Annotated in this window: 22 protein-coding genes and 1 pseudogene; 7 read left to right on the plus strand and 16 right to left on the minus strand. The window is 45.5% G+C overall.

The features are described from left to right. Window positions 1–555: 555 nt before the first annotated feature. From WH46_RS10375 to WH46_RS10385, 3 genes are all read right to left on the minus strand, one after another. Complete coding sequence (locus WH46_RS10375) at window positions 556–1,851, minus strand: galactokinase (protein ID WP_046226653.1); 1,296 nt, start codon at window positions 1,849–1,851, stop codon at window positions 556–558. A gap of 258 nt (window positions 1,852–2,109) precedes the next feature. After that, a complete protein-coding gene (locus WH46_RS10380; RefSeq protein ID WP_017812977.1) occupies window positions 2,110–4,305 on the minus strand; it encodes a bifunctional alpha,alpha-trehalose-phosphate synthase (UDP-forming)/trehalose-phosphatase in 2,196 nt (731 codons plus the stop codon). Between the two features lie 275 nt (window positions 4,306–4,580). Continuing rightward, window positions 4,581–5,285: a YceI family protein gene (locus WH46_RS10385; RefSeq protein WP_046226654.1), complete on the minus strand. Its 705-nt coding sequence runs from the start codon at window positions 5,283–5,285 to the stop codon at window positions 4,581–4,583. Window positions 5,286–5,497: 212 nt separating this feature from the next. Between WH46_RS10385 and WH46_RS10390 the strand changes: the two genes are divergently transcribed. Continuing rightward, the gene (locus tag WH46_RS10390) at window positions 5,498–6,181 is read left to right on the plus strand and encodes a response regulator transcription factor (protein ID WP_017812975.1); all 684 of its coding nucleotides are present in this window, start codon (window positions 5,498–5,500) and stop codon (window positions 6,179–6,181) included. Then, window positions 6,166–7,644, plus strand: coding sequence for a HAMP domain-containing sensor histidine kinase (locus WH46_RS10395; RefSeq protein WP_231584322.1), 1,479 nt, complete (start codon window positions 6,166–6,168; stop codon window positions 7,642–7,644). The genes WH46_RS10390 and WH46_RS10395 overlap by 16 nt, the downstream gene beginning before the upstream one ends. A 301-nt stretch (window positions 7,645–7,945) precedes the next feature. Here the strand turns inward: WH46_RS10395 and WH46_RS24390 are convergent. The 4 genes and pseudogenes from WH46_RS24390 to WH46_RS10415 all read right to left on the minus strand — a co-directional run. Then, window positions 7,946–8,110 (minus strand): annotated as a pseudogene (locus tag WH46_RS24390) (excalibur calcium-binding domain-containing protein); the annotation flags it as partial. A gap of 615 nt (window positions 8,111–8,725) precedes the next feature. Further along, window positions 8,726–9,655, minus strand: coding sequence for a TIGR02452 family protein (locus tag WH46_RS10405; protein WP_082208374.1), 930 nt, complete (start codon window positions 9,653–9,655; stop codon window positions 8,726–8,728). 122 nt (window positions 9,656–9,777) lie between these two features. Beyond that, window positions 9,778–10,275, minus strand: coding sequence for an NADAR family protein (locus WH46_RS10410; protein ID WP_046226656.1), 498 nt, complete (start codon window positions 10,273–10,275; stop codon window positions 9,778–9,780). Between the two features lie 83 nt (window positions 10,276–10,358). After that, on the minus strand, window positions 10,359–11,270 hold the full coding sequence (locus tag WH46_RS10415; RefSeq protein WP_017812970.1) for an NUDIX hydrolase: 912 nt from the start codon (window positions 11,268–11,270) through the stop codon (window positions 10,359–10,361). Window positions 11,271–11,647: 377 nt separating this feature from the next. Between WH46_RS10415 and WH46_RS10420 the strand changes: the two genes are divergently transcribed. Further along, window positions 11,648–12,013, plus strand: coding sequence for a hypothetical protein (locus tag WH46_RS10420; RefSeq protein ID WP_017812969.1), 366 nt, complete (start codon window positions 11,648–11,650; stop codon window positions 12,011–12,013). 94 nt (window positions 12,014–12,107) lie between these two features. Here WH46_RS10420 and WH46_RS10425 read toward each other — a convergent pair whose 3' ends face one another. After that, entirely contained in the window at window positions 12,108–12,440 is a 333-nt protein-coding gene (locus WH46_RS10425; protein WP_017812968.1) for an antibiotic biosynthesis monooxygenase family protein, read from the minus strand. 149 nt (window positions 12,441–12,589) lie between these two features. Continuing rightward, window positions 12,590–13,726, minus strand: coding sequence for a substrate-binding domain-containing protein (locus WH46_RS10430; protein ID WP_046226657.1), 1,137 nt, complete (start codon window positions 13,724–13,726; stop codon window positions 12,590–12,592). A gap of 219 nt (window positions 13,727–13,945) precedes the next feature. On the opposite strand from WH46_RS10430, the gene modA reads away from it, so the two are divergent. The 3 genes from modA (at window position 13,946) to WH46_RS10445 (ending at window position 16,659) form a co-directional block, all read left to right on the plus strand. Next, window positions 13,946–14,818, plus strand: coding sequence for a molybdate ABC transporter substrate-binding protein (gene modA / locus WH46_RS10435; RefSeq protein ID WP_046226658.1), 873 nt, complete (start codon window positions 13,946–13,948; stop codon window positions 14,816–14,818). Then, window positions 14,815–15,492 (plus strand): molybdate ABC transporter permease subunit, encoded by a 678-nt coding sequence (modB, locus tag WH46_RS10440; protein WP_046226659.1) that lies wholly within the window; start codon window positions 14,815–14,817, stop codon window positions 15,490–15,492. Before modA ends, modB begins: the two co-directional genes overlap by 4 nt. A gap of 303 nt (window positions 15,493–15,795) precedes the next feature. Beyond that, window positions 15,796–16,659 (plus strand): GNAT family N-acetyltransferase, encoded by an 864-nt coding sequence (locus WH46_RS10445; RefSeq protein ID WP_046226660.1) that lies wholly within the window; start codon window positions 15,796–15,798, stop codon window positions 16,657–16,659. A gap of 274 nt (window positions 16,660–16,933) precedes the next feature. Here the strand turns inward: WH46_RS10445 and WH46_RS10450 are convergent, their stop codons facing one another. The 7 genes from WH46_RS10450 to WH46_RS10475 form a co-directional block, all read right to left on the minus strand. After that, window positions 16,934–17,716 carry a hypothetical protein gene (locus WH46_RS10450; protein WP_046226661.1) on the minus strand — a complete coding sequence of 261 codons (783 nt, stop codon included), beginning with the start codon at window positions 17,714–17,716 and terminating at the stop codon, window positions 16,934–16,936. A gap of 29 nt (window positions 17,717–17,745) precedes the next feature. Continuing rightward, on the minus strand, window positions 17,746–18,198 hold the full coding sequence (locus WH46_RS10455; RefSeq protein WP_017812962.1) for a flavodoxin: 453 nt from the start codon (window positions 18,196–18,198) through the stop codon (window positions 17,746–17,748). 277 nt (window positions 18,199–18,475) lie between these two features. Beyond that, the gene (locus WH46_RS10460; protein ID WP_046226662.1) at window positions 18,476–18,745 is read right to left on the minus strand and encodes a hypothetical protein; all 270 of its coding nucleotides are present in this window, start codon (window positions 18,743–18,745) and stop codon (window positions 18,476–18,478) included. 44 nt (window positions 18,746–18,789) lie between these two features. After that, a complete protein-coding gene (locus tag WH46_RS10465) occupies window positions 18,790–19,200 on the minus strand; it encodes a hypothetical protein (RefSeq protein ID WP_046226663.1) in 411 nt (136 codons plus the stop codon). 96 nt (window positions 19,201–19,296) lie between these two features. Next, window positions 19,297–19,926, minus strand: a complete 630-nt coding sequence (locus WH46_RS10470; RefSeq protein ID WP_046226664.1) for a DUF1906 domain-containing protein — start codon at window positions 19,924–19,926, stop codon at window positions 19,297–19,299. A 161-nt stretch (window positions 19,927–20,087) separates the two neighbouring features. Continuing rightward, complete coding sequence (locus WH46_RS24055) at window positions 20,088–20,324, minus strand: hypothetical protein (protein WP_156172250.1); 237 nt, start codon at window positions 20,322–20,324, stop codon at window positions 20,088–20,090. Continuing rightward, window positions 20,258–20,626: a sigma factor-like helix-turn-helix DNA-binding protein gene (locus WH46_RS10475; protein WP_017812957.1), complete on the minus strand. Its 369-nt coding sequence runs from the start codon at window positions 20,624–20,626 to the stop codon at window positions 20,258–20,260. The genes WH46_RS24055 and WH46_RS10475 overlap by 67 nt, the downstream gene beginning before the upstream one ends. Window positions 20,627–20,833: 207 nt before the next feature. Here WH46_RS10475 and WH46_RS10480 point away from each other — a divergent pair, with 207 nt between their 5' ends. After that, the gene (locus WH46_RS10480; RefSeq protein WP_046226665.1) at window positions 20,834–21,451 is read left to right on the plus strand and encodes a hypothetical protein; all 618 of its coding nucleotides are present in this window, start codon (window positions 20,834–20,836) and stop codon (window positions 21,449–21,451) included. Window positions 21,452–21,519 lie beyond the last annotated feature (68 nt).

Genomic DNA, 21,519 nt, shown 5'->3' on the forward strand with positions numbered 1-21,519 from the left:
ATAAATGATCAACAAAGAAAAATTGAAACGCATCGAAGTTAAACTATGATTTTCAAAGCTCGAACTAAAATATAAACTAGTGCCTGAAAAAAGTCAGTATAAGGACGAAAATCTCTAGTTACTATTAAAGACACTTCGCAAATATAATGCAAAGTGTCTTTAGGTTTAATCTTTTACAGGTTTTGAGCCAGCTTTTCACTTCATCGATTGTGCCGACTTTATCATAGAATTTTTTATTAATAACAACGTTTGTAACTACGATTGCCTTATCTGTCTCATAATTATTTGTGCCACTCTTAGGTATATACCGAGATGCATCAAAAAAGATAACGTAAGACTCTTGTTGCTTAAGAGCGTCTGGTTTTACTTTTACAAGGTCTAAGTAAGAAATAATTAAGAACCATTACCATTACCTTTAACTTTACCTACATCATACCTATATTTTTCGGGTGCCTATAGTCAAAAAGATCGATATACCCCAGAACAGCATCTATTTCATCATGGGATTGCTCTCTTTGCAGATGCCATCCGATCTTTCAAATACTGTCTGTTTATTTACAGGAAGGCGTTCAGACAGAATGCCCCTTTTTCACGAATACGAATATCGAAAATGGATGTGCCTAGCGTCTTCTCGATCAATGCTCTGTAGCCTGCAGCATGTTCATTCGGAATGACAGCCAGAATCACACCGGCAAAGCCGCCACCGTGCAGACGACAGGCACCACAGCCAATATCCTGCAGGTAGATCTCTGTAATAGCCAGCGCGATCGCCATACTCTGATCGTGATGATCCGAATCGCGATAACAATTTTGCAGCCATTTCCAGGATGAATTGCCGGAAGCGGTCAACAGACGAAGGAATGCAGGCATATCATCCTGACGTAGCGCTTCGACCTGATGGTCTACCCGGCGATTCTCTTCCAGGAAGTGCATCGCTCTCAGAATAGCACGATCACCTGTCTCCTGACGCAGACGGGGCAGCTCTGCATAGATCTGTTCCAGCGTAATATCGCGGCAGAACTCGGCCCCCAGTGCATGGGCAACAGCGAACATTTCATTCGGTACACTCGCATAATCTTCAGTCAGATCTGCATGGTTACCACCTGTATTCACGACCATCATGGAGTATCCTGCCGCCTGGAAGTCATACTGCAGCTGCTCCACCTGAGGCTGGGACGGATCGGCAAAATCCATCGCCACCATACCGCCATAGGCACAGGCCATCTGGTCCAGCAGACCGGATGGTTTGTTCCAATATTGATTCTCGGCATATTGACCGATTTTGGAAATATCGGCAGCCCCCAATGTACCCTTATTATAGAAATGATTCAGAATCGTACAGATCAGCATTTCAAAAGAAGCCGAGGAACTAAGTCCCGAGGCCGCCAATACATTGGTCGTTACGTAGGCGCGGAATCCTCCGACCTCAAGTCCTTTTTCACGGAAACCGGACACAATTCCTCTTAGCAGCTTAGTGGTAGCGCTCTCAGAATCCGATACATCCGATTCATCCAGATTGACTTTGAACTCTCCTTCATATCCTTCGGAGACGAGCACAATCACTGGTTCCGATGTAGGTACGGCTGCTGCGATTGTATCCAGATGAATACTGCCTGCGAGTACTTTACCATGGTTATGATCGGTATGGTTTCCACCAATCTCTACACGGCCTGATGCGCTAAACAGCTGAAGTCCGTTCGTATCCACTCCATAATGATTCAGGAAATTTCCGATCATCTGCTCATAACGGGACTGCTGCATCTCCAGTTCGTCCTGTCCATATAATCCAGTCAGCAGCTGCTGCATGCCTGCCTGACGCATATATTGCTGTGTTTGTTCCAATGTACTCATCATATACCCTCCACTTTCATAAATATGTATCTTCACTCGTCTAAGTATAATCGTCTCTTCCTCACAGGGACAGGATAAAATTCCAATATTCACGACAATTTGCTAGTTCATGTCCGTTGTCGCCACATGATTCACCCAAATAACTTAATTAAATTTCCTTTTCTTCCATAAAAAAAGCACCCGGATCTTGTCCGAGTGCTTTTTACTATATATCGGGTAAATGCCAAACCTACTTCTTATGCAGCCAGGTCTGTTTTATTATTTATTACTCATATCCACAAAACGCTTGAGTAGCTGGCGGATATTGCGGAACGATTGCAGACGATAGTTGGCATGTGTATTGCCAGCGCCCACCTTGATAGAGAATGCATCTTCCGGCAGTGCATCGAACAGATCTTCATCCGTATGATCATCGCCTACACCGAAGATAAAGTCATAATCTTTGCCCTGCATCATCTGATGGGCGCCATGACCTTTATTCATTCGGGTATCTTTGATCTCCAGCACTTTATTGCCTTCCAAGATACCAAGACTCATCGATTGAGTAATGGAGAGCAGTGCTTCACGCAGTTCATTACGCTTCAATGCACCGATTTCCGGTTCACACTGTCTGTAATGCCATGCAAGAGAATACTCTTTCTCCTCGATCAGGGAACCTGGTGTACGGTCCGTGTACATTTCCAGTACATGACGGATCGATTCTTTCCAATCATTGTCGACACTCATGGTCATTCTCCACTCGCCGCCTGGCTCACGCAACCACAATCCATGGGAAGCAATAATGTGCAGATCCAGATCGCCAAGCCATTTCTCGATCACATCACGGTCACGTCCGGTGATAATAACAACCGTATTGCGCTTGTCAGCACATAGATCTTTCAGAATCTCGCGCAACTCCTCATCAGGTTTGGCCTGATCCGGTGTTGGTTTGAAGCCTACCAGCGTACCGTCATAATCCAGGAAGAGTACACGTTTGCTGGATTCCACATACGCTTTTTCTACCGTAGAAGGCTCGGATTTGATATCGACTACATCTTTGGTTTCTACCTGGGAATCAGTCGTGTTTTTGAGAGCTTCGAGGAATTCATCTGCCCAGAACTTCACGTTATATCGGGAGATCCGGCGATGCAGCATTTTGTTGCGCTCGATTTTCTCATGGTCCGGCATATCCAGCGCGGTTTTGATACCCGCAGCAATCGCACCATAATCATTGGCATTGACGATAACCGCTTCACCTAGCTCACTGGCTGCACCTGCAGTCTCACTCATCACGAGCATGCCTTTATAGTCATTGCGAGCAGCAATATACTCTTTGGCAACCAGGTTCATTCCATCGCGCAGCGGAGTAACGAGTAGTACATCACTATTACGGTAGAACGCGATCAGATCATCCTGGGTAAAGGTACGGAAGAAGAACCATACCGGCATCCAGCTCAGCGTACCGAATTGTCCGTTAACCGCGCTGACCAGCTCTTCGATCTCGCGTTTGAGATTATCGTAAGCTTCGACGCCTACACGTGAAGGAGCCACGATCAGGTTAAGACGGACCTTCTCATGATATTCCGGATATTTGATCAGGAACTGCTTGAATGCTTTGATACGCTCCGGCAGTCCTTTGGTGTAATCCAGACGGTCTACCGAGATAATATTCTGAACGGATTTGGTGCTTTCGATAAATTCCACTGCTTCGTTGGACAGATCACTATGCAGCGAAGACTTGGAGAAATAATCGTAGTCGATACCCATTGGGAAGGCTTCGACCTGAACACTGTACGTTTCATAATTCACTTTGTAAAGGTTATGTTCTTTGCCCAGCAGACGACGTACACTGCTCAGGAAGTGACGTACGTAATCATAAGTATGGAATCCGATCAGGTTAGCGCCCATGAGTCCTCTGAGGATCTCTTCACGCCAGATAAGTAAACGATAGATTTCAAAGGAAGGGAACGGGATATGCAGGAAGAATCCAATTTTGGTATCCGGATACTTCTCACGAATCATCTGTGGCAGCAACATCAGCTGATAATCGTGAATCCAGATCGTGTCATTGGGTTCGATCACTGGATCAATAGAGTCGAAGAACTTCTGGTTGACCCTTTTGTAAGCTTCCCAGGTATCGGTATTGTATTCAGTCGCATTGGTGAAATAATGGAACAGCGGCCAGATGGTTTCATTACAGAATCCATGGTAATACTGTTCAATTTCTTCTTCGGACAGGAAGATCGGCAGGCAGTTGTACTCTTCACGCAGCTCCTGATCAATCTCTTTCTCGTCCTGTTCAGTCAGATCATTGCTGGAAATACCAGGCCAACCGGCCCACAGGCTATCCCCCTGCTCATGATAACTTTTTAGTCCGGTAGCCAGGCCACCGATACTTTTACTATATTGAAGATCGGACTCATTTTTTTTCACTGTTACTGGTAGACGATTGGATACGAAAATTATTTTACTCATTGAATCTCCTCTCCTAACCAAAGTATAATGTAGAATTAAATATTTATTGTTAATGGATAGTGCTCGGTTAAACCGGTGCTCCTATTGGTCAATGGCAAATTACCCTTATTTGCACATTCCGACTCAGCCCTTGCTAATTAAGTTGCATGATTGCCTATCTTATTCTATGTAAATACATAACAAAAAGCCTATGGATCCCTTAATCCATAGGCTTTTTGTTATTCTGATTCTATAGGGTACATGGTTTATACTTGAACCCTGATTATTTATTCGGATTACCCTTTATTCAGCACCAGTTCCAGCTGTACATTGATATCATTCTCGGTGCTCATGACAACCGAGTGAGGATTACTCATGCCAAAGTCCTGGAAAGTAACCATTGTTGTACCGGATAACAGAATCTTGCCATCCTGATAGACACCTTTGGCATCAAAAGTTACTTCTTTTTCTACACCTTTGACTGTCAGTGTACCTTTCATTTTGAACGCATTGGTTGCACCGGATGTCCATTCAGTTGGCAGTCCTTCAAAAGAAGTTGCTTTGAAAGTAGCATTCGGGAATTTACTTACGTCAAAAAAGTCGGCTTCTTTGACATGCTCGTCACGCTGCGCGGTTCCGGAGTCAATAGCACTCATATCGATCTGGCCTTCAGCAGACATCTGGGCAGGCTCATCCACATTCACTTTCCAGTTCCCTGTTACTTTTTCATCTACAAAGTTGACAGTTTCCTGCGAAGTTGTTACCGAGAAATATACTTTGGAACCAGTGCTGATCGCCCAGTCGCCATTCAGTTCTTTGCCGGTCACACTAGCTCCACTGGTAGCTGTCTGGCCCTTGGCAGCTGCTGCTTCCGTTGGAATGACCTGCTGTATTTCTACTTTGTTCCCCATATAGCTCTGCATGAATGTATATCCACCAACAGCCAGCAGTACCACTACAACTGCAGAAGCAATTATCCAATTCCTTGTTTTTTTCGTCATTTTTATTCTCTCCTTTGGTTAGATCATGACGTAAGTATAGTTGGTGAATGTGTCGGGAATATGTCGATGATACTTTTTTTTATTTTGCTTTATTATAATGAACACCTGTAATAATAAAGCTTGCAGCTCAATTTCCCGCTCATATACAATAGGTATAAAAAAGTAAGTATTATGTATGGATATGATACTGTTTAACAAGGAGCATCACCCTTATGAGTCTGATTCTAATTATCGAGGATGAACCGGCGATTGCCCGTGTTTTGTCCGCTTATTTAAAAAAAGCCGGCTTTGAGATTGAACATGCGGCAGACGGTCATACAGCGATGGAGAAATTCCAATCTTGTTCTCCTGCGCTGGTTGTACTTGATATTATGCTGCCGGGAATGGATGGTTGGGAGCTTCTACAGCTTATTCGTGCTCAGGGCGCATGTCCGGTAATTATGCTGACTGCACGCGACCGGATGGAAGACCGACTGAACGGACTGGACAGCGGAGCCGATGATTATATGACCAAACCTTTTACCCCTGAAGAAGTCGTTGCACGGGTCAATGCCGTACTGCGTCGACGTCCTTATTTGACTGATGGCGAGAGCAAACGACATTTTGGCAATCTGGTTATTGATCTGGCAGCCAAGCAGGTGTATCTGAATGGTGCAGAGGTACCGCTCAGTCCGCGAGATCTGTCACTGCTGCTGTTCCTGTCCGAATATCCCAATCGGACTTTTACACGCGATCATCTGATTGAACAAGTCTGGGGCATGGATTATGAAGGCAGCGACCGGGCGGTGGATCTGTCGATCAAGCGTCTTCGCCAATCTCTCTCCCATTGGTCGGCAGATACCGGAGAGATCCGTACATTACGAGGAATGGGGTATCAATTTTGGGTAAACGAGTAAAACGAACACGGTCCACATCACTCCTGTCCTATTGGACAATACGATATTTCATTATTCTGTGTATCGGGTTCACTATTATTGCGGCAGCAGCGATCTATTGGATGCGGGATGCCACGATGGAGAGCCGTCTTCAGACAGCCGGTCTGCTCGGTCAGGAGGTAGCTGATCGTGTCACCTCACCGGAAGGGCAGCTTACAATCCCGCCCAAGCTCGATTATATCGTCAAAAACAGGCTTTTTTTCTTCAATATCGATGAGTACATCTGCGTAATGATTACTGACCAAAAGGGCGATCTCAAATTCTCCCGTCCTGCCATGACCGAACAACAGATGCATGACAAGCTGACCGATGATCTGAGTCAACCGCGAGATGATCGTTATGTAGCGATTACGACGCCGATCGATAGCAATAATGAACAGCTCGGCAAAGTCATCATTTTACAATCCAAAAGAGCACTGACATACAGTCCGCAAGAAATGATGGTATCCATCCTGCTGCTGACCATTCTGATTCTGTCGGGTTGGCTGACGCTCTACCTCTTATCCCGCAAGCTGGCTCGTCCGCTCAGCAGCGTAGCCGATGCCGCGCAGCAGATTCGTCAGGGCAATTATGATGTGCAGCTGAATATTCATACTCCCGAAAGAGAGATTCAGCAGCTGGTCTCTTCCTTTGAAGATATGGCCAAACGGCTCAAACACCTGGAAGAATGGCGTGCTCTCTCACTCGCCGGCGTCACCCACGAGCTGAAGACTCCGGTCACTTCCATTAAAGGACTTGTTATGGCTGTGCGCGATGAAGTAGTAGTCCAGGAAGAAGCCCAGGAATTCCTCGATATCGCGCTTAAGGAATCTGACCGGATGGAACGTATGGTGGCCGATCTGCTGGACTATAATGCATTTGCTTCCGGTAGTGTGGAAGTTCGTCAGGATGATATCGATCTTCCCGTACTGATTGCCGAAGTCATCTACCAGTGGAATCTGCTGCATGACTCTACTACGGTTCGGGTTACGACTGACTTGCCTCCATCTTCTCTTTATACGGTGGGAGATGCGCTGCGTATTCAACAGATTATGGTTAATTTGCTGAATAACAGCCTTCAGGCAACTGCACCCGGTGAGACGCTGGATCTGCATATTCGAATGTATACCGAACAGCAGCATATCCAGATTGAAGTAACTGATAACGGAACCGGCGTTGCCCCGGAAGAGCAGGATTATGTGTTCGAGCGCTTTTATCGTGGTGAACACAAAAAACGGGCCGTACGCGGTCTGGGTCTCGGCTTAACTTACAGCCAGCTGCTGGCACGTGCTCAACATGGAGAAATTGTGCTCCAGCATAGCTCTTCTACGGGTACGACTTTTGTATTGAAGATGCCGCTATCCAGCGATACCTCACCTATTCAACCAGCTACCTATGCAGCCAAGCCTTCTTTTAATATGGAAGCTCTCCCTAAAAAGTATTGACAGTTGCGATTGATTGCCAATGCTCTAATTCTGAGAGGAAGCCATCTATACGAGGATAGAGTAACAAGTACAACGTCAGCGTACTTTCAAATCGTATAGTATCGATCTTATATGTACGGAGAGAATCGAGCCGTACAGATTATGTGCATCTGTTAGCGATGTATATTTATCATCAATAAGCCCCAAAGCCCTGCAGCATCTGCATCCGGGCTTTGGGGCTTATTTACGATCTTGTTAAGTTATATCGTGAGTACATCAAGCATTATTCTACAAATAGAGGTAGTTCTGACATCACATGCGATTATTCGCAGGCAATTCCATCCTTGTCACGATCCAGACGAGTACGATATCCCGGTTCGCCTTTGTATAGTGGAGCTTTGCCGGCTTTGCGCACCGCTGTACAGTTTTTGTAATATACGGTTTTGCCTTTGACAGCAGTGTATGCAGATGCCTGCTGCGACGGCTTGGCTGCTGCTGTAGTGGATACTGCAATTCCTGTACCTGCGAGTAGTGCTGCTGTCAACAAGCCAGAGCATACTTTGTTCATCATTTTCATCATAATATCCCCTTTATATTTGAGTAATCAGATAGTGAACCTCTATAAAAGATCACTTATTTAGTTATCTTACGAGTTGTATCATATCACTTATTTAGTTATCTTACGAGTTGTATCATATCACATATTTATGTTTTATTTTACCTTTTTTTCAAAATTAAAAATGATATAAGTAATATCTGATTTTACAGCAAATCGGTAGTAGCTAGAGATAATCAAAATATTGGAACTTCTATTGTAAATTTTTCACATAATTAATTTTAATAATTAGTTGAAATAAAAAGGCCGACAGCTTGAAAAAAGATCCTGATTATTCAGTGTTCTCCTTCAAGTTGCCGGTCCACGAAAATACTTTGGTATCTTGCGTACACCTTATATTTATATAGTATCTAATTAGCTTTTGTTAGTGGTTGCTCTATATTTATACATCGTTTTCATCTTGGCCTTGCTTATTTACTTATCCACTTATCCGGTTATCTTTTTATCTTTTTATCTTTTTATCTTTTTATCTTTTTATCTGCCGTATTATGATGGAAATACAGTTCGAAAAGCAGCCATAACTCCACCTGTTTTGGATCGATCCAGTATAGCGAATACAATCTTGCGAAATAATAGACCATAGCTCTCTTCAAATAGAATATCACGGAACCAGCGGGCTACCTCTTCGGGCCGGTTGCGGAATACGCCGCAGCCATAGGCTCCAAGGATAAGATTTTCTTCGCCCTGCCTACTAGCTACCGCCAGAATATAACGAATACGCTGCTTCATCACCTGTTCAATCTCATGCTCCCGCTCCGGTTCACGTTCACGCACAACACCAGCGTTTACAGCTGGAGCAGTCATCATCGACACCTGATAAGGCTGATCACGCAGCTGCCCCTGATCTTCACGAAATATGGTTACATCAGGTGAATAGATCATGTAATCGGAATACAGACAGCTCTTTTCCTGGCGATTGTGCTTGTACATCTCTTCCATTTGTACGATAGCCGGATACAGGGAAGAAGAACGTGCCAGACTCTCTTCCTGCGCTTGGCTGCCTCCGAGAAAACCACCACCGGGATTGCGTGCCGAAGCGAAATTAAGTGCCAGCACATGCTGTGAGTGCTCGTTAACAACCAGACGCTCTGCTGCTGCCAGTGTAGATTCATTCGTACATTCGATCCGGCTGCTCATTTGCTGATGTCTGTCTGACAAATCCATGGCAGCCGTATATTCGCGAATACGTGATTCCGCAGTATGCTGGATAGCAGGCAGCTCATGTGGACGATACAGCTGCGAGTGATGAATAGTATGCTCTATCTGACTATGAATATTTATGGTACTGCCTGACGGATTGGTATATTGTCCGCTTTCCAGAATATTCAGTGTCTCCTGTGCCCATCTGGAGCGAATCTCTCGTGCACCCTGGCCTTTTTTCATGCCCTGTTCAGCAGAATTAATATTATGGGTCATTCTAATCATTCCTTATTGTATTTGTAGACTTACTATATTTATAAATTGAATACTATCTTCATAACATCCATGATAAAAGCAACTATCTCATGCATATACTTTGCTGATTATCATCATTGTAGTCAGGCTTTGGGTTCAGTTAGCAACTGTTCTCTCAGCTCGGTAAGCACCTCTCCAAGCCAGTTGGTACCGCGCCAGGTGCTCCGATTACGAACGCGAGGATCTTCCTCTGCTAGTCCGATTCCCCAGATCCGGTCAGTAGGACTTGCTTCTACAAGTGTGGTGCCTGCAGTTGCCAGCAGAACCTCCAGCAGTTCTTTATTTTGTGTAAATTTGGCGTAATTGCCGTCATATACGATCTGTCTGGCATGCTCATCCCATACGGCTTTGTCAAAACGCTGAACCTGGCGGCCCAGCTGCTTTTGCTGGCGTGGTTGCTTGGCAGTCAGAATCCGTGTGGCTATTTCCTGATCTCCGAAAAGCATTGCTTTGCCGTACATCATATACTGCTCGGCACTGTCAAATGTGTGCTCTCCAACTACAAATACAGCCGGATACCACTGCGAAAATGGAGATGCGCTCCGGTAAAAGAACGTAAACTTTTCTTGCTGCTTGCTCATTATAATCACTCTTTTCCTAAATTAATCATCTCTACAAACTGCTTTATTAATCTTCATAGACTATCCATTACAAACCAATAATATTATGCGTCCTCCCATTCCGGGCGAAAGCGATACAGCTGGGAAGGCCGATGGCCGGCATCACGGGTATATTCATTGGTCGCCATTACACGCGGAGCGATTTTGCGCCGAAATGCCGGTGCCAGAAGTTCGCGGTCCAGAATCGTCTCATATACCTGCTGTAATGCGGATAGGGTAAATAGTGGCGGCATTAGATTGAATACGATATCCGTATATTCAATTTTGCTGCGCAAACGCTCTACCCCATAGGCGATCATTTTGGCATGGTCAAAGGCAATGCCTTCGCTTTGCAGAACCTCCCAGTGTACACCGGTAATCGTGCCGCAATAGGTACGGGTTACTTTGACTACTCCGGACAGCTCGATGTCCTGATGACGCAGACGAATATGTACTTCCTTTTCCAGACGACAGCCTTCGGGCAGATGCGTCTTGGTCTCCTGCATAACCCGGTAATTCAGCTCAAACCAGCGGGCATCCTGTGCATCTTCACCAGCACGTACCTGCTGTGTTGAAGAATCGACCAATGCCATATAGGAGGTGCTAATAACCCGTGTACGGGGATCACGCTCTACTTCTCCCCATGTATAGAGTTGTTCCATATAAATCTCGTTCAACCCGGTCTCACTTCGCAGCTCACGTGCTGCTGCTTCATCCAGGCTCTCTTTCATGCCGACAAATCCTCCCGGCAAGGCCCACTGGCCCATAAAAGGATGCTCTCCCCTCTGGATCAACAGTAGCTGCAGGGACTTCTCCGGGAGCTTGCGATAATTATCCTGCTCCTGATCCATAATTGTAAAAATCAGCATATCTGCAGTAACCGAAGGGCGTTCATACACACCGGCATCATATTGATCGAGAAACTGCTGCTCGGTAAGCCCCTGATGATTCAAGGAATTGGATTGGGATTTGGGCATCTATTTACCTCCATCTCTATTAAAATAAATGTAGTTTCAGAATATTTATGTTCTGCATATACATCTAATTAACTATTTGTTAATAACATAAAGTTAATATATCAAATAATCAATTTAAATGTCAACGATTTACGGATAAAGCTTGAAATGTGACTGTTAGAAGAGGGATAATAGAAGAAGGAAGATGTATACCATTGGATTGATATGGCAGATCGACAGTTGATTTTCAAGATGATAATTTTATTTTGTTTTCAGTAAGCGCGGTTATGACTATTGAGTAATATAACCTGGCGCTTTTGCCGATATAAGTAGTGCAAGACAGCCATTTAGCAGATCGGATAGAGACATCAAGCAATTCCCGGATAAGGAGAGATGAAATGAGAGTTAACCCTATTGAAGCTGTACGACGTATTACAGCCGAAGTGGCCGCCTATACTCGTCAGATTCTGGTTCGTCGTGAACAGAAACAGGCAGAACGTTCTGAACAGCAAATTGCCCAGACGCAGGATAAGACGGTCAATTTCGATCAATTTTTGGAGAAGGTACCTGCTATTCAGGCAGTCAAGCCCGGTTACGTTCAGCAGGTAACGCGTCCCGAGCCGGTTGGATTCAAAATGCCGTCATTTACTGCAGACGCGCCACCGGCTTCATCGCAGCGGATTTCCAGTGCCCAAAAAGCGTATGAATTTTCAATGATCGATCAAAATATGACGACCATCGAACCGTTCGATTCACGAGCATAAATGCAGAGCTGTGAGTAATCACATGAAATTATATAAAAAGCACCTTTCCAAGTGTCCGGGAAAGGTGCTTTTTGTGTTCTTTCAGGTGATACGATCAAGCTGTAGGTTCCGCTGCGCCTTTGATTGCTTTTACATCATAGCGGGCATGCGTTACATTCAGTACATATTCCGGCTTGGGCTGACCGGCATTCTGACGGTGCCCCTGAATATGGGCATCGCTTTTCTCCCAGTTTTTCCATGCTTCCTCGGATTCCCAGCGGAACAGAATGACTACTTCCTCTTCCCCGCGGCGAGTCTGCTTCACCATGATCTCAATATTTATAAAACCAGGCTGCTGCTCCACGAGCGATCCTGGCTTACTGAAACGTTCAACGATTTTGTCGGAGTTGCCTTCCGTAACCGTCATAGTGCGAAGAATGACGAACATATTCTCTACCTCCTCATTTGGCTATACGAACCCTGTTCCATGTCACTGTTCCTTAATGAATAAACATCAAACAGAATAGGATTATTTTAAATGATAAAGATTATCATTGTCAATACAAATGAAGGTTAGCCTATTATTGCTACGATTGCTTAATGCACACTCTCGTATACGATTTCTCCCGTACGGGACAGATCATATCCGCCTATTGCCTGCAGCTCCTGCTTGAACTCTACGGACTGCAAAATGCGCTTGAGCAGCGCAATCCATTCCGCATTATCCGGCTTGTTCAGCACCACCAGATCATAACGTTCCGTAACGAGCGGAATAAATTCAATGCCTACCATGGTGGCTGCCCGTTCACTTCCTATGCCTACATCCGCCTGTCCCGAAGCAATTCGTGCAGCTACTGCAATATGGGAAGTCTCTTCATTACCATAACCTCTCACTGTAGACGGACGAATATTATGCAGCCGCAACTGCTCATCCAGCAGTACACGTGCTCCTGCTCCCTTTTCCCGGTTGACGATAGTCAATCCCGGCTGGCTGAGATCGCTCCAGCTCCGAATCCGGCGGGGATTACCTCGCTGCACATAGATTCCCGCCGGACGGGAGGCCAGATTAATCAGCGTAAATGGACAGGATACCAATATTTTGCGTATATAGGGCAGATTATACTCTCCACTGTCTCCATCGAATAGATGAGTACTGACAATATCCGAATTGCCCATATACATCGAGACCAGGCTGTTCATGCTGCCAGCAAAAGAGCGCAGCGGACGATAACGGTTATCTTTTTCCATATAACGGGCGAGCAGATCCAGGCTTGTGTCCTGCCCTGTAATAACGATCGTCTGGTTATTGATTGGCGGAGGAATCAGATCCTGCGTCACCGGCTGCATCGTGCCGGTATTACGCAGAATCTCTTCAGGACGGGCATAGGCCGCATGTACAAATTCTGCTGATACCGCAGACGGATCTGTGTTAAGCGGATTGGTCGCTGGCATCACCCCACTTTTACCGGGCTGAAGCGCGCGCTCTGATGAAGAGGGAACCGGCTGCATTCCGCTTTGCAGCTCGCGGATATTCATTGCATTATTATTTTCGCGTATCATGCCATTTTTGGCACGCTGTTTGTAGGTTTCCAGATCATAATGGTCTACACGCATCTGCTTGCCGACCCGGTAGGCAGGCAGATCTCCTTTTTTGATCAGATCATAGACCGTTAACTTGGATACTTTTAACAGTCTGGCTATCTCTTCCGTGGTATATGACACCTGTTCATCCATAGGTGGTTCCTCCCTGTATCGCTGACAAGATACGTTCATCTTACCTGCGAAAAGTAAGGATTGCAATTCAGAAAAGCTGCATATCATTCGCTTTTTCTATATCATTCGTTATATTTAGTTATAAGTAGTGATATTTAGTACAGTTTAGTTTATATTAGTTGTATTAAGATAGGATAAAATGTGGATAATCATTATCTATTTCCCCAAGGAGGAACCCCAATGCAATCCCTACATAAGAATATGGATGACAAACCACGTACTGTAAGGTATCGGCTGCCTGCATTGATCTTGATGATTCTGCTTGTAGCAGCCCTTACTGCTTGCTCTTCAAGCAGCACTGCCAAATCGGACAATACCAAACAGCAGGGTGGCTGGGCTTCCAGTGGCACAACAGAATTGACCGTCTCTGCAGCTGCCAGCCTGACAGACAGCCTGCAGGAGATTCAAAAAATGTATCAACAGAAATTCCCCAATGTCCAATTGACCTTTAACTTTGCCGCTTCCGGAACTTTGCAAAAGCAGATCGAACAGGGAGCACCGGCTGACCTGTTCCTGTCGGCAGGCAGTAAGCAGATGCAGGCTCTGGTTCAGCAGAAGCTGATCGATCCCGATCATCAGACCAATCTGTTGACCAATCAATTGGTACTCATCGTGCCCAAAAACAGTACAAATATTCCAGCTTCCATACAGGATCTGCAAAAGCCATCTGTCAAACGTTTGGCTATTGGAACGCCTGAATCGGTTCCTGCCGGCATGTATGCCCAGCAGTCGCTGCAGGCAGCCAAACTGTGGGATACCCTGCAATCCCGTATCGTACAGACCAAGGATGTGAAGCAGGTACTCTCTTATGTAGAGACCGGTAATGCAGATGCAGGCTTTGTCTACAAAACAGATGCTCTGGAATCGGATGGTGTTCAGATCGCTTTTACAGCCGATCCGAACAGTCATGACTCTATCGTCTATCCAGCAGGTGTGCTGGCTGGTACAACCCATCGCGAGGAAGCAGCCCAGTTTTATGCCTATCTGCAGACCGATGAAGCCCAGGCAGTCTTTGAGAAATACGGATTCAGCAGAGCAGCCAGCGGCTCATGAATGAAGTCTGGTCCTGGGAGGCTATAGGCTTTCCCGTTATGCTGTCACTGCGGATTGCCTGTATCTCGGGCATTGTTTCTTTTGCAGCAGCCGTGTGGGTAGCAGCCTGGATGAACCGGCATGCTTTTCGTGGAAAGATCTTGCTGGAGACGCTGTTTATGCTGCCTCTTGTATTGCCTCCCTCTGTTGTCGGTCTGCTGCTGCTAACGATACTAGGAAGACGCAGCTGGATAGGACAGGCTGCCGAATGGATTACCAGACAGCCTATCGTCTTCAGTGTGACCGGAGCTGTAATTGCCTCGGCTGTTGTGGCTTTTCCCCTCGTCTATCAGACCCTCAAGACCGGCTTCGCTTTGGTCGATCGGGATGTGCTGGAATCTTCCCGCTCTCAGGGAGCGAGTGAGCTGCAGGTACTCTGGTATATGGTGCTTCCTCTATCCTGGCGATCACTTGTGACAGGGTTTGTACTTGGATTTGCCAGAGCACTCGGAGAATTTGGAGCTACACTGATGGTTGCTGGTAATATTCCCGGCAAGACGCAGACGCTACCTACAGCTATTTATTTCGCTGTGGATGCCGGTCATATGCAGCTTGCCTGGAGCTTAACGATTATTACCATTTTGATTTCCTTTATTCTGCTGTTATTAACAGGCAAAATCCGCGGCACTGATTAATCAGGCTGCGGATTTTTTGTCGTTTTATACCTAAATTCAAACATTATAATATGTAGTAGTTAAGAAGGTGAATAATATCGACTTATGAATAAATTGGAAACAAATGTAGCTTTATCTAGCTCTTTCTTTATATAATTGAATTACTATTCCGTTTGTACAGAAGCTGACAAACAGGGTATACATACGTATAAGTATCCAGTGAAAGACAGAGGATCGGTGTTATTTTTTATCAGGAACGACAAAACAGGTACAAGATTTCGCCTATGATAATCTGTCTGGCTCAAAAGAGAGGACATCAAATCCATGCTAAAACTTCGCCAATTATCAGATATTTCCGAACTTCAGGTTATATGCGAGAAATATGAACAGATCATGCTAAAACTTAATTGGGATATACTCAAGAACCGTACTCCAGGCAGTACGGAAGACTTTTTCCATTATGATCACGAACAGCTGGTCGCTTATCTGGCTGTTTACCGATTTGGTCCCAATATTGAAGTATGCGGTATGACACATCCGGATTATCGTCGTCAGGGCCTGTTCACATCGCTCTGGCAGCAGGCTGCAGACAGTGGTGTTTTCTCCGGGGCTCATCGGGTGTTATTGAACGTCCCGCGTGCGTCTGCTTCAGGGCAGAACTGGATTCATACGCTTCGCACGTCGCTCAACAGCGTAGAGTATACAATGAAGCTGGATGAACATGGATCACTGCTTGATCCGGTTATGCATGAGATCGCTTCCCTACGGCTGTTCCAGGAAGAAGATGCTCCCCTGTGGGCGCGCCTTGATGCCGATGCATTCGATATTCCGGAATCTTCCACAATGAATGCACTATCCAGCCCACATGGTCCCCTGTCCAAAATTATGCATGTTATTGAACACCAAGGATTGGCAGCTGGCAAAATCGAAGTCAGCCGCGAGGACAAACAAAGCTGGATATACGGGTTTGCGATTGATCCTGCTCTTCGAGGGCATGGTCTCGGACGCAGTGCGCTGCGTCAGGTCGCTGCTGAAGAGAAAAGACTTGGGCAAGAAGTATGGCTTAATGTTGTAGCAGATAATAACCGGGCACTTCATTTGTACGAATCCTGCGGGTTTGTTCATCAGGATATTCAGGATTACTATGAGTATCAAGGAATTCCCCTGCGATCTGCAGCACAGGTATAATAGACTACACAGACAGCGGATTCCTGCCGCTGTCTTTTTCGTTATGCTACATGTGCGCATACAAAAAGCGTTGATCACTGTTATGGAGGTCCGGTCCATAACAGGATCAACGCTTTTTCTCAGAACGGCTGAACATTCCGTACATGACTGGGACAGAAAGTTCAACCGTCCTGTTTCCCCTGTAACAGGGAAGCCGTATGTTCCTGTAGTGCATTTATGTGAAAAGATAACAGCATCAAAATGATGGGGGATTTTGATACGTTTCCTCTTTCACCTACATTAGGCTCCATTGTGGAGCAAGATATGCCATACCAGCGTTCGTTCCGCAGCTGGTGCAGAATCGATTTCCGCCCGGTACGGCATGGCGGAGCAAATGAAGATAATCAATGGAAGCACGGTATTGATCTGCACGAGGTACATGCTGACGAATTGTACCTTCCATAATATTGAACAATTCAATCCGCTCCGGCAGAACACCAAATGCGGCCTTGCAAAATACGGAAGACAGATGAATAAACGCTTCTTCCAGCTGAGGCTCATGCTCAAGAAAGAACTTCTGGACAATCAGGCTCTTGTGTCCGGATGATTCAGCATCCGGTTGCGCTGTTGTCCAGGGAACCTGCCAGGCCGCCTGTAAAATCAGCGAGAGCTCTGTACCGAGTTCCGGAACCATAACCTGATGCTGCTCGTACAGCATCACCGGATAAGCATCGGATTGGTTGGAAGGCAGCATTTCGGTAAGACGCTGTGTGAGCAGGTCCTTGAGATCCCAGTAATGCTGCTCGCTCTCAAAGGATTGAGAGCGCCTGGGCCAGCGGTAATCCAGCAGTTCTCCCATATGAGCGATTTCGCGCAGTTCCGGCTGCAGACTGTAGTAGCGATTGATCGCATGTCCTACAGCATATTGTGCACGCTGCTTCCAGTCTGGCTTCTGCTGCGTACGGCGTGGTGTTCGTTCTGCACGAATCTCAGCAGTATAGGTTCTTCTCAGCCAATCTTCCAGCTGATAGTCCCGGATTACGGCATTATCATCGGTCAATGTCGAAGGGTCATTCATTATGTGTTCACCATCTTCCGTACACTCACTTATACGAGACTAACCGCTGTGCTAGCAAATTGTTTGCCGAAGCTGCGGCATGTTTCTTTATCTTCTGTAGAAGGATTAAGCTCGATCTTCAAACTTTCCTGTACGATCTCGGCTCCGCGCTCTCTGAGCTTATCGGTCAGCAGATCTACTGCTGCTGCGTATTGATCGTAGGCTGTATCTCCGCTGCCGAATACAGCAGCTTTTTTGCCATTCAGATCCAGGTTGTCCATGTCTTCATAAAAATCGAGGAATTCATCCGGCAGTTCGCCGTCTCCCCATGTATAAGCACCAAGCATTACAGCATCATATTCAAGCAGAATATCGGCATCTACATCCATGGATTGTTTCAGTTCCGCAACTCCACCTGCGGATGTAATACCCTCTGCAATAAGGTCTGCCATCTCTTCGGTATTGCCTGTCATACTGGCAAAAACGATTAATATTTTTGGCATATATATCCTCCTGTTGTGCGTTGTTTCTCTCACTTCTTCTCTCTGACAACATCATAATTGATAATGATTATCATTGTCAACTTTTTATTTAAATTTGTTTTTTATTTTCTTGATCATCCTATCTGATCGGCTTCATAATTCCTTTTACTATGCGGTTTTTTGGTCATTTATCGTGCTGTCGATTATGTGGTTAAGCTCTGTATATACAACAAGAAACGCCGAAATATGCTCCGGCGTTTCTCAATTGGATGGATATGAATCTCAATGAATGAATGATCTACAAATGTCCGATTCCCAAGATAGTTACGTTCTCTCCCTCAAGGAACATCTGCACTCTTTCTTTTCTGCCAATCACGAGTTCCCATTGATTCTCAGCGGCACCTCGTATTTTTTTGATTTCAATATGCTCTAATCTGGCTGCCTGAATCGCTCCATATTCAACTACCTCATTGCGCCAGCGATCGCATTTATCCTGTTCTGCCTTCTGAAGAGATTCATAGTCTGCATCAAATTGATTTTGATCGGCATATATCAACGTATAGGGCATCAGTATAGACCACCTTTCCATAATTTTGTTGCAATAAACCGTTGTTAGGAGTATATAGGCCACACATAAAATTTATACCCTGTGCTGGTCGGCAGCTGTGCAGGTGTACTATTCTGAAAATCATAATAGTACATCCCACCCATCGCTTTCTGGGCAGCGACCATATGTCCAACATCCTGATCACTGGCATAACCCACACAAAATTTCTGATTATCACCAAACTGCAGCATCGCTCGTTCAGCTTCTTCCAGAGTCGCAAATCGCTCATAGCTGCCATCCGACATTTTCATCGTCACCAGCATGGCGGAGATCGCTTCGCTATCATGCGGGGGACCATCCATATAACCGGTTTGCTCGAAAACCTGATAGGGAGTAAGCGCTGGAATATGAAGGCCGGCAATAGTACAGAGTGTACAATTTTGATCGGGAATGGTTTCCGGGTTTTTCTCATTCATCTTCTTTTCCTCCTCAACTCATTATGATGGACAGCCTGTACGGAGACATTTTGCTGATTATGCTGTCTACTTATAATGGAATCGAAGAGCCACTATTTACAAAGGAATGCCAAAAGATCCGTAGCTGCCGACAGCTTCATCCAGATCGATCGAAAGACCATGAAAGCTGCCGCTGCCCGTCTGTCTGATATTCCAGCCTGTAAATATCCGGGAATGCGTCCAACCGGATGATTCTGCCAGCCAGGTGTAATGAATACCGGGGATATGCTGAATCGCATACTCACACGTAAGGCCCGAACCGTAGATACCTATCTTGTACGCATCACCTCGTGCCTTGAATGTACTTACCAGAGTCTGCATATATTGACGAATACAGTGGCCGAGATCCGCTGCAGATGCATCATAATCGATAGTAAAATAAATCGCTGATCCCATTGGCTGACGAATTACATTTCGGGCATAGTCATAAGCCCTTTCAGCATCCTCACGGCCTGATAATTCCGTAAAATAACCGGATGTAGTCGGATAACCATTTTCCCATACCGCGACTATTTTTATGCCTCCCCTGCTTAGTACCTCAGCTTCTTCCAATGTCAGATTTTTCTCCGGACGATTGACATTATAATATCTGCCCACAAAAGCATATCCTTGCTTGTGAAGATTATCCACTTCATGGATGCAGGATTGTGTGGTATCCAATCCTTTTACTGTCTGTTCGGTACTCATGTTATTCAGCTCCTTTGTTTTTGTAAAATTAAACAGGAGTTCGCCGTTTTAGCAAGAATAATATGAACAGGTACCGGATAGATCTCCTCTCTCCCAAAGAGGAGTGTACCTAACAAGTTGCCGCTTGTTAAGTCTGTCTCAAAGAGCACAGATACTCAATCTTAGGATTGGAACTCTGTGCTTTTTATTTTGCGAATTACATATTCCAGCAAATCGGTCTGCAGGGCCTGCATGATCTCCTCCTCGGGCAGCCGAATATACCGGCTGAGTTTTTGCATATCCTGCTGAAAATAGGCGATCAACCGCTCCTGGCTTCCTTCCTCTGCCTGTACTATAGCTGCACATATTTCAGCAAATTCTTTTTGCTCCTTAGTTCCTGCAGCGCTTTGTTTTTCCACCTGTTCACCGCCTGCTGGGTCAGATTGAGTTGCTCTGCCACCTGTTTCTCCGACAGATCTTCCACATACAGCTTTTGAATAATCAGCCTGGCTTTTGATGAGGAAATATGGCTGAGTGCATACTGAATAAACTCCTCTTCGCATAACTGCTGCAATTGACTGCACGCACTATCGACTTCGTTGTAATCCTCTGCCCACTCGCACTCTCGCTTGATATGTGCTCTTGTCTTGCTCTGCAGACGCCATGCACTTCGTTTGAGCTCGACCAAACATTCCTCATAAGTACACAACACAGGATTCACTTGATATCACCTCCTTTGCTGCAATTTACTTGCGGTATGGATTAGCTCCAATTATACGAAGCGTAATTTCCATATTCAACCAATTTATTTTCGGAAATCGTTTGTAAATCAAGGTCTGTCGATTCCATTCTATATAGGAGCGACAAACCGCTTCTGAACAGTGATAGCGGCCGCTATTCCAAAAAAACATATCCGGGAGGAATATCTATGGGACAGCAATATGAAGTGGTTTTTGTCAATAATTCATCCAATGCGGGACATGCCTGTTTGTATCAGACCCTGCCAAAGCAAAGCAGCTCCTCTTCGATTCAATCACTTGCCTGGTTGACCGAAGGTGCTCACAGCAACACCAAAGTCCGTTTCGACTGGTCGGTTGATTATTGCTTTGTCTGGTCGGAGACAGGTACGTTGAAGCCCGGCGTTATCTTTGATGCTTCTCAGACGATTGATGTTCCTTCCCTGCAAAGCAGCAACAGTATCACTCTTTCCCGTGATCAATATGGCTTCTTTTTTCAGACTCCTGTAAAAGGGGTAGCCGGTCAGCTGACGATGGCTTTTGATGAAACCGTCCCTTCCTCTCTCGGTGCGGCAGGAGTAGGCATGTCCGGAGCGGGAACCTTTATTATTCCCACACAGCCCAATTATGAAGAAATTTTCACCCCCCATCCGGAATACTGGATCACTTTCGGCAACTACACTCAGGGTCAGGTTATGAATATAGAAGGGATTACACATACACAGCAGATTGATTTCCCGGCTAATGTGTATTCCATGACGGCAACACTGAACGCAGACAATTCCTGGACTCTTAGTCCAACCGAGTAATCACCGTATTATACACTGCTTATGATGGGGCCACCTTTGTACTAGGTGGCCTTTTTTATGCCTGATTT

The sequence above is a fragment of the Paenibacillus dauci genome (assembly GCF_000971985.1).
GTDB lineage: Bacteria > Bacillota > Bacilli > Paenibacillales > Paenibacillaceae > Saccharibacillus > Saccharibacillus dauci.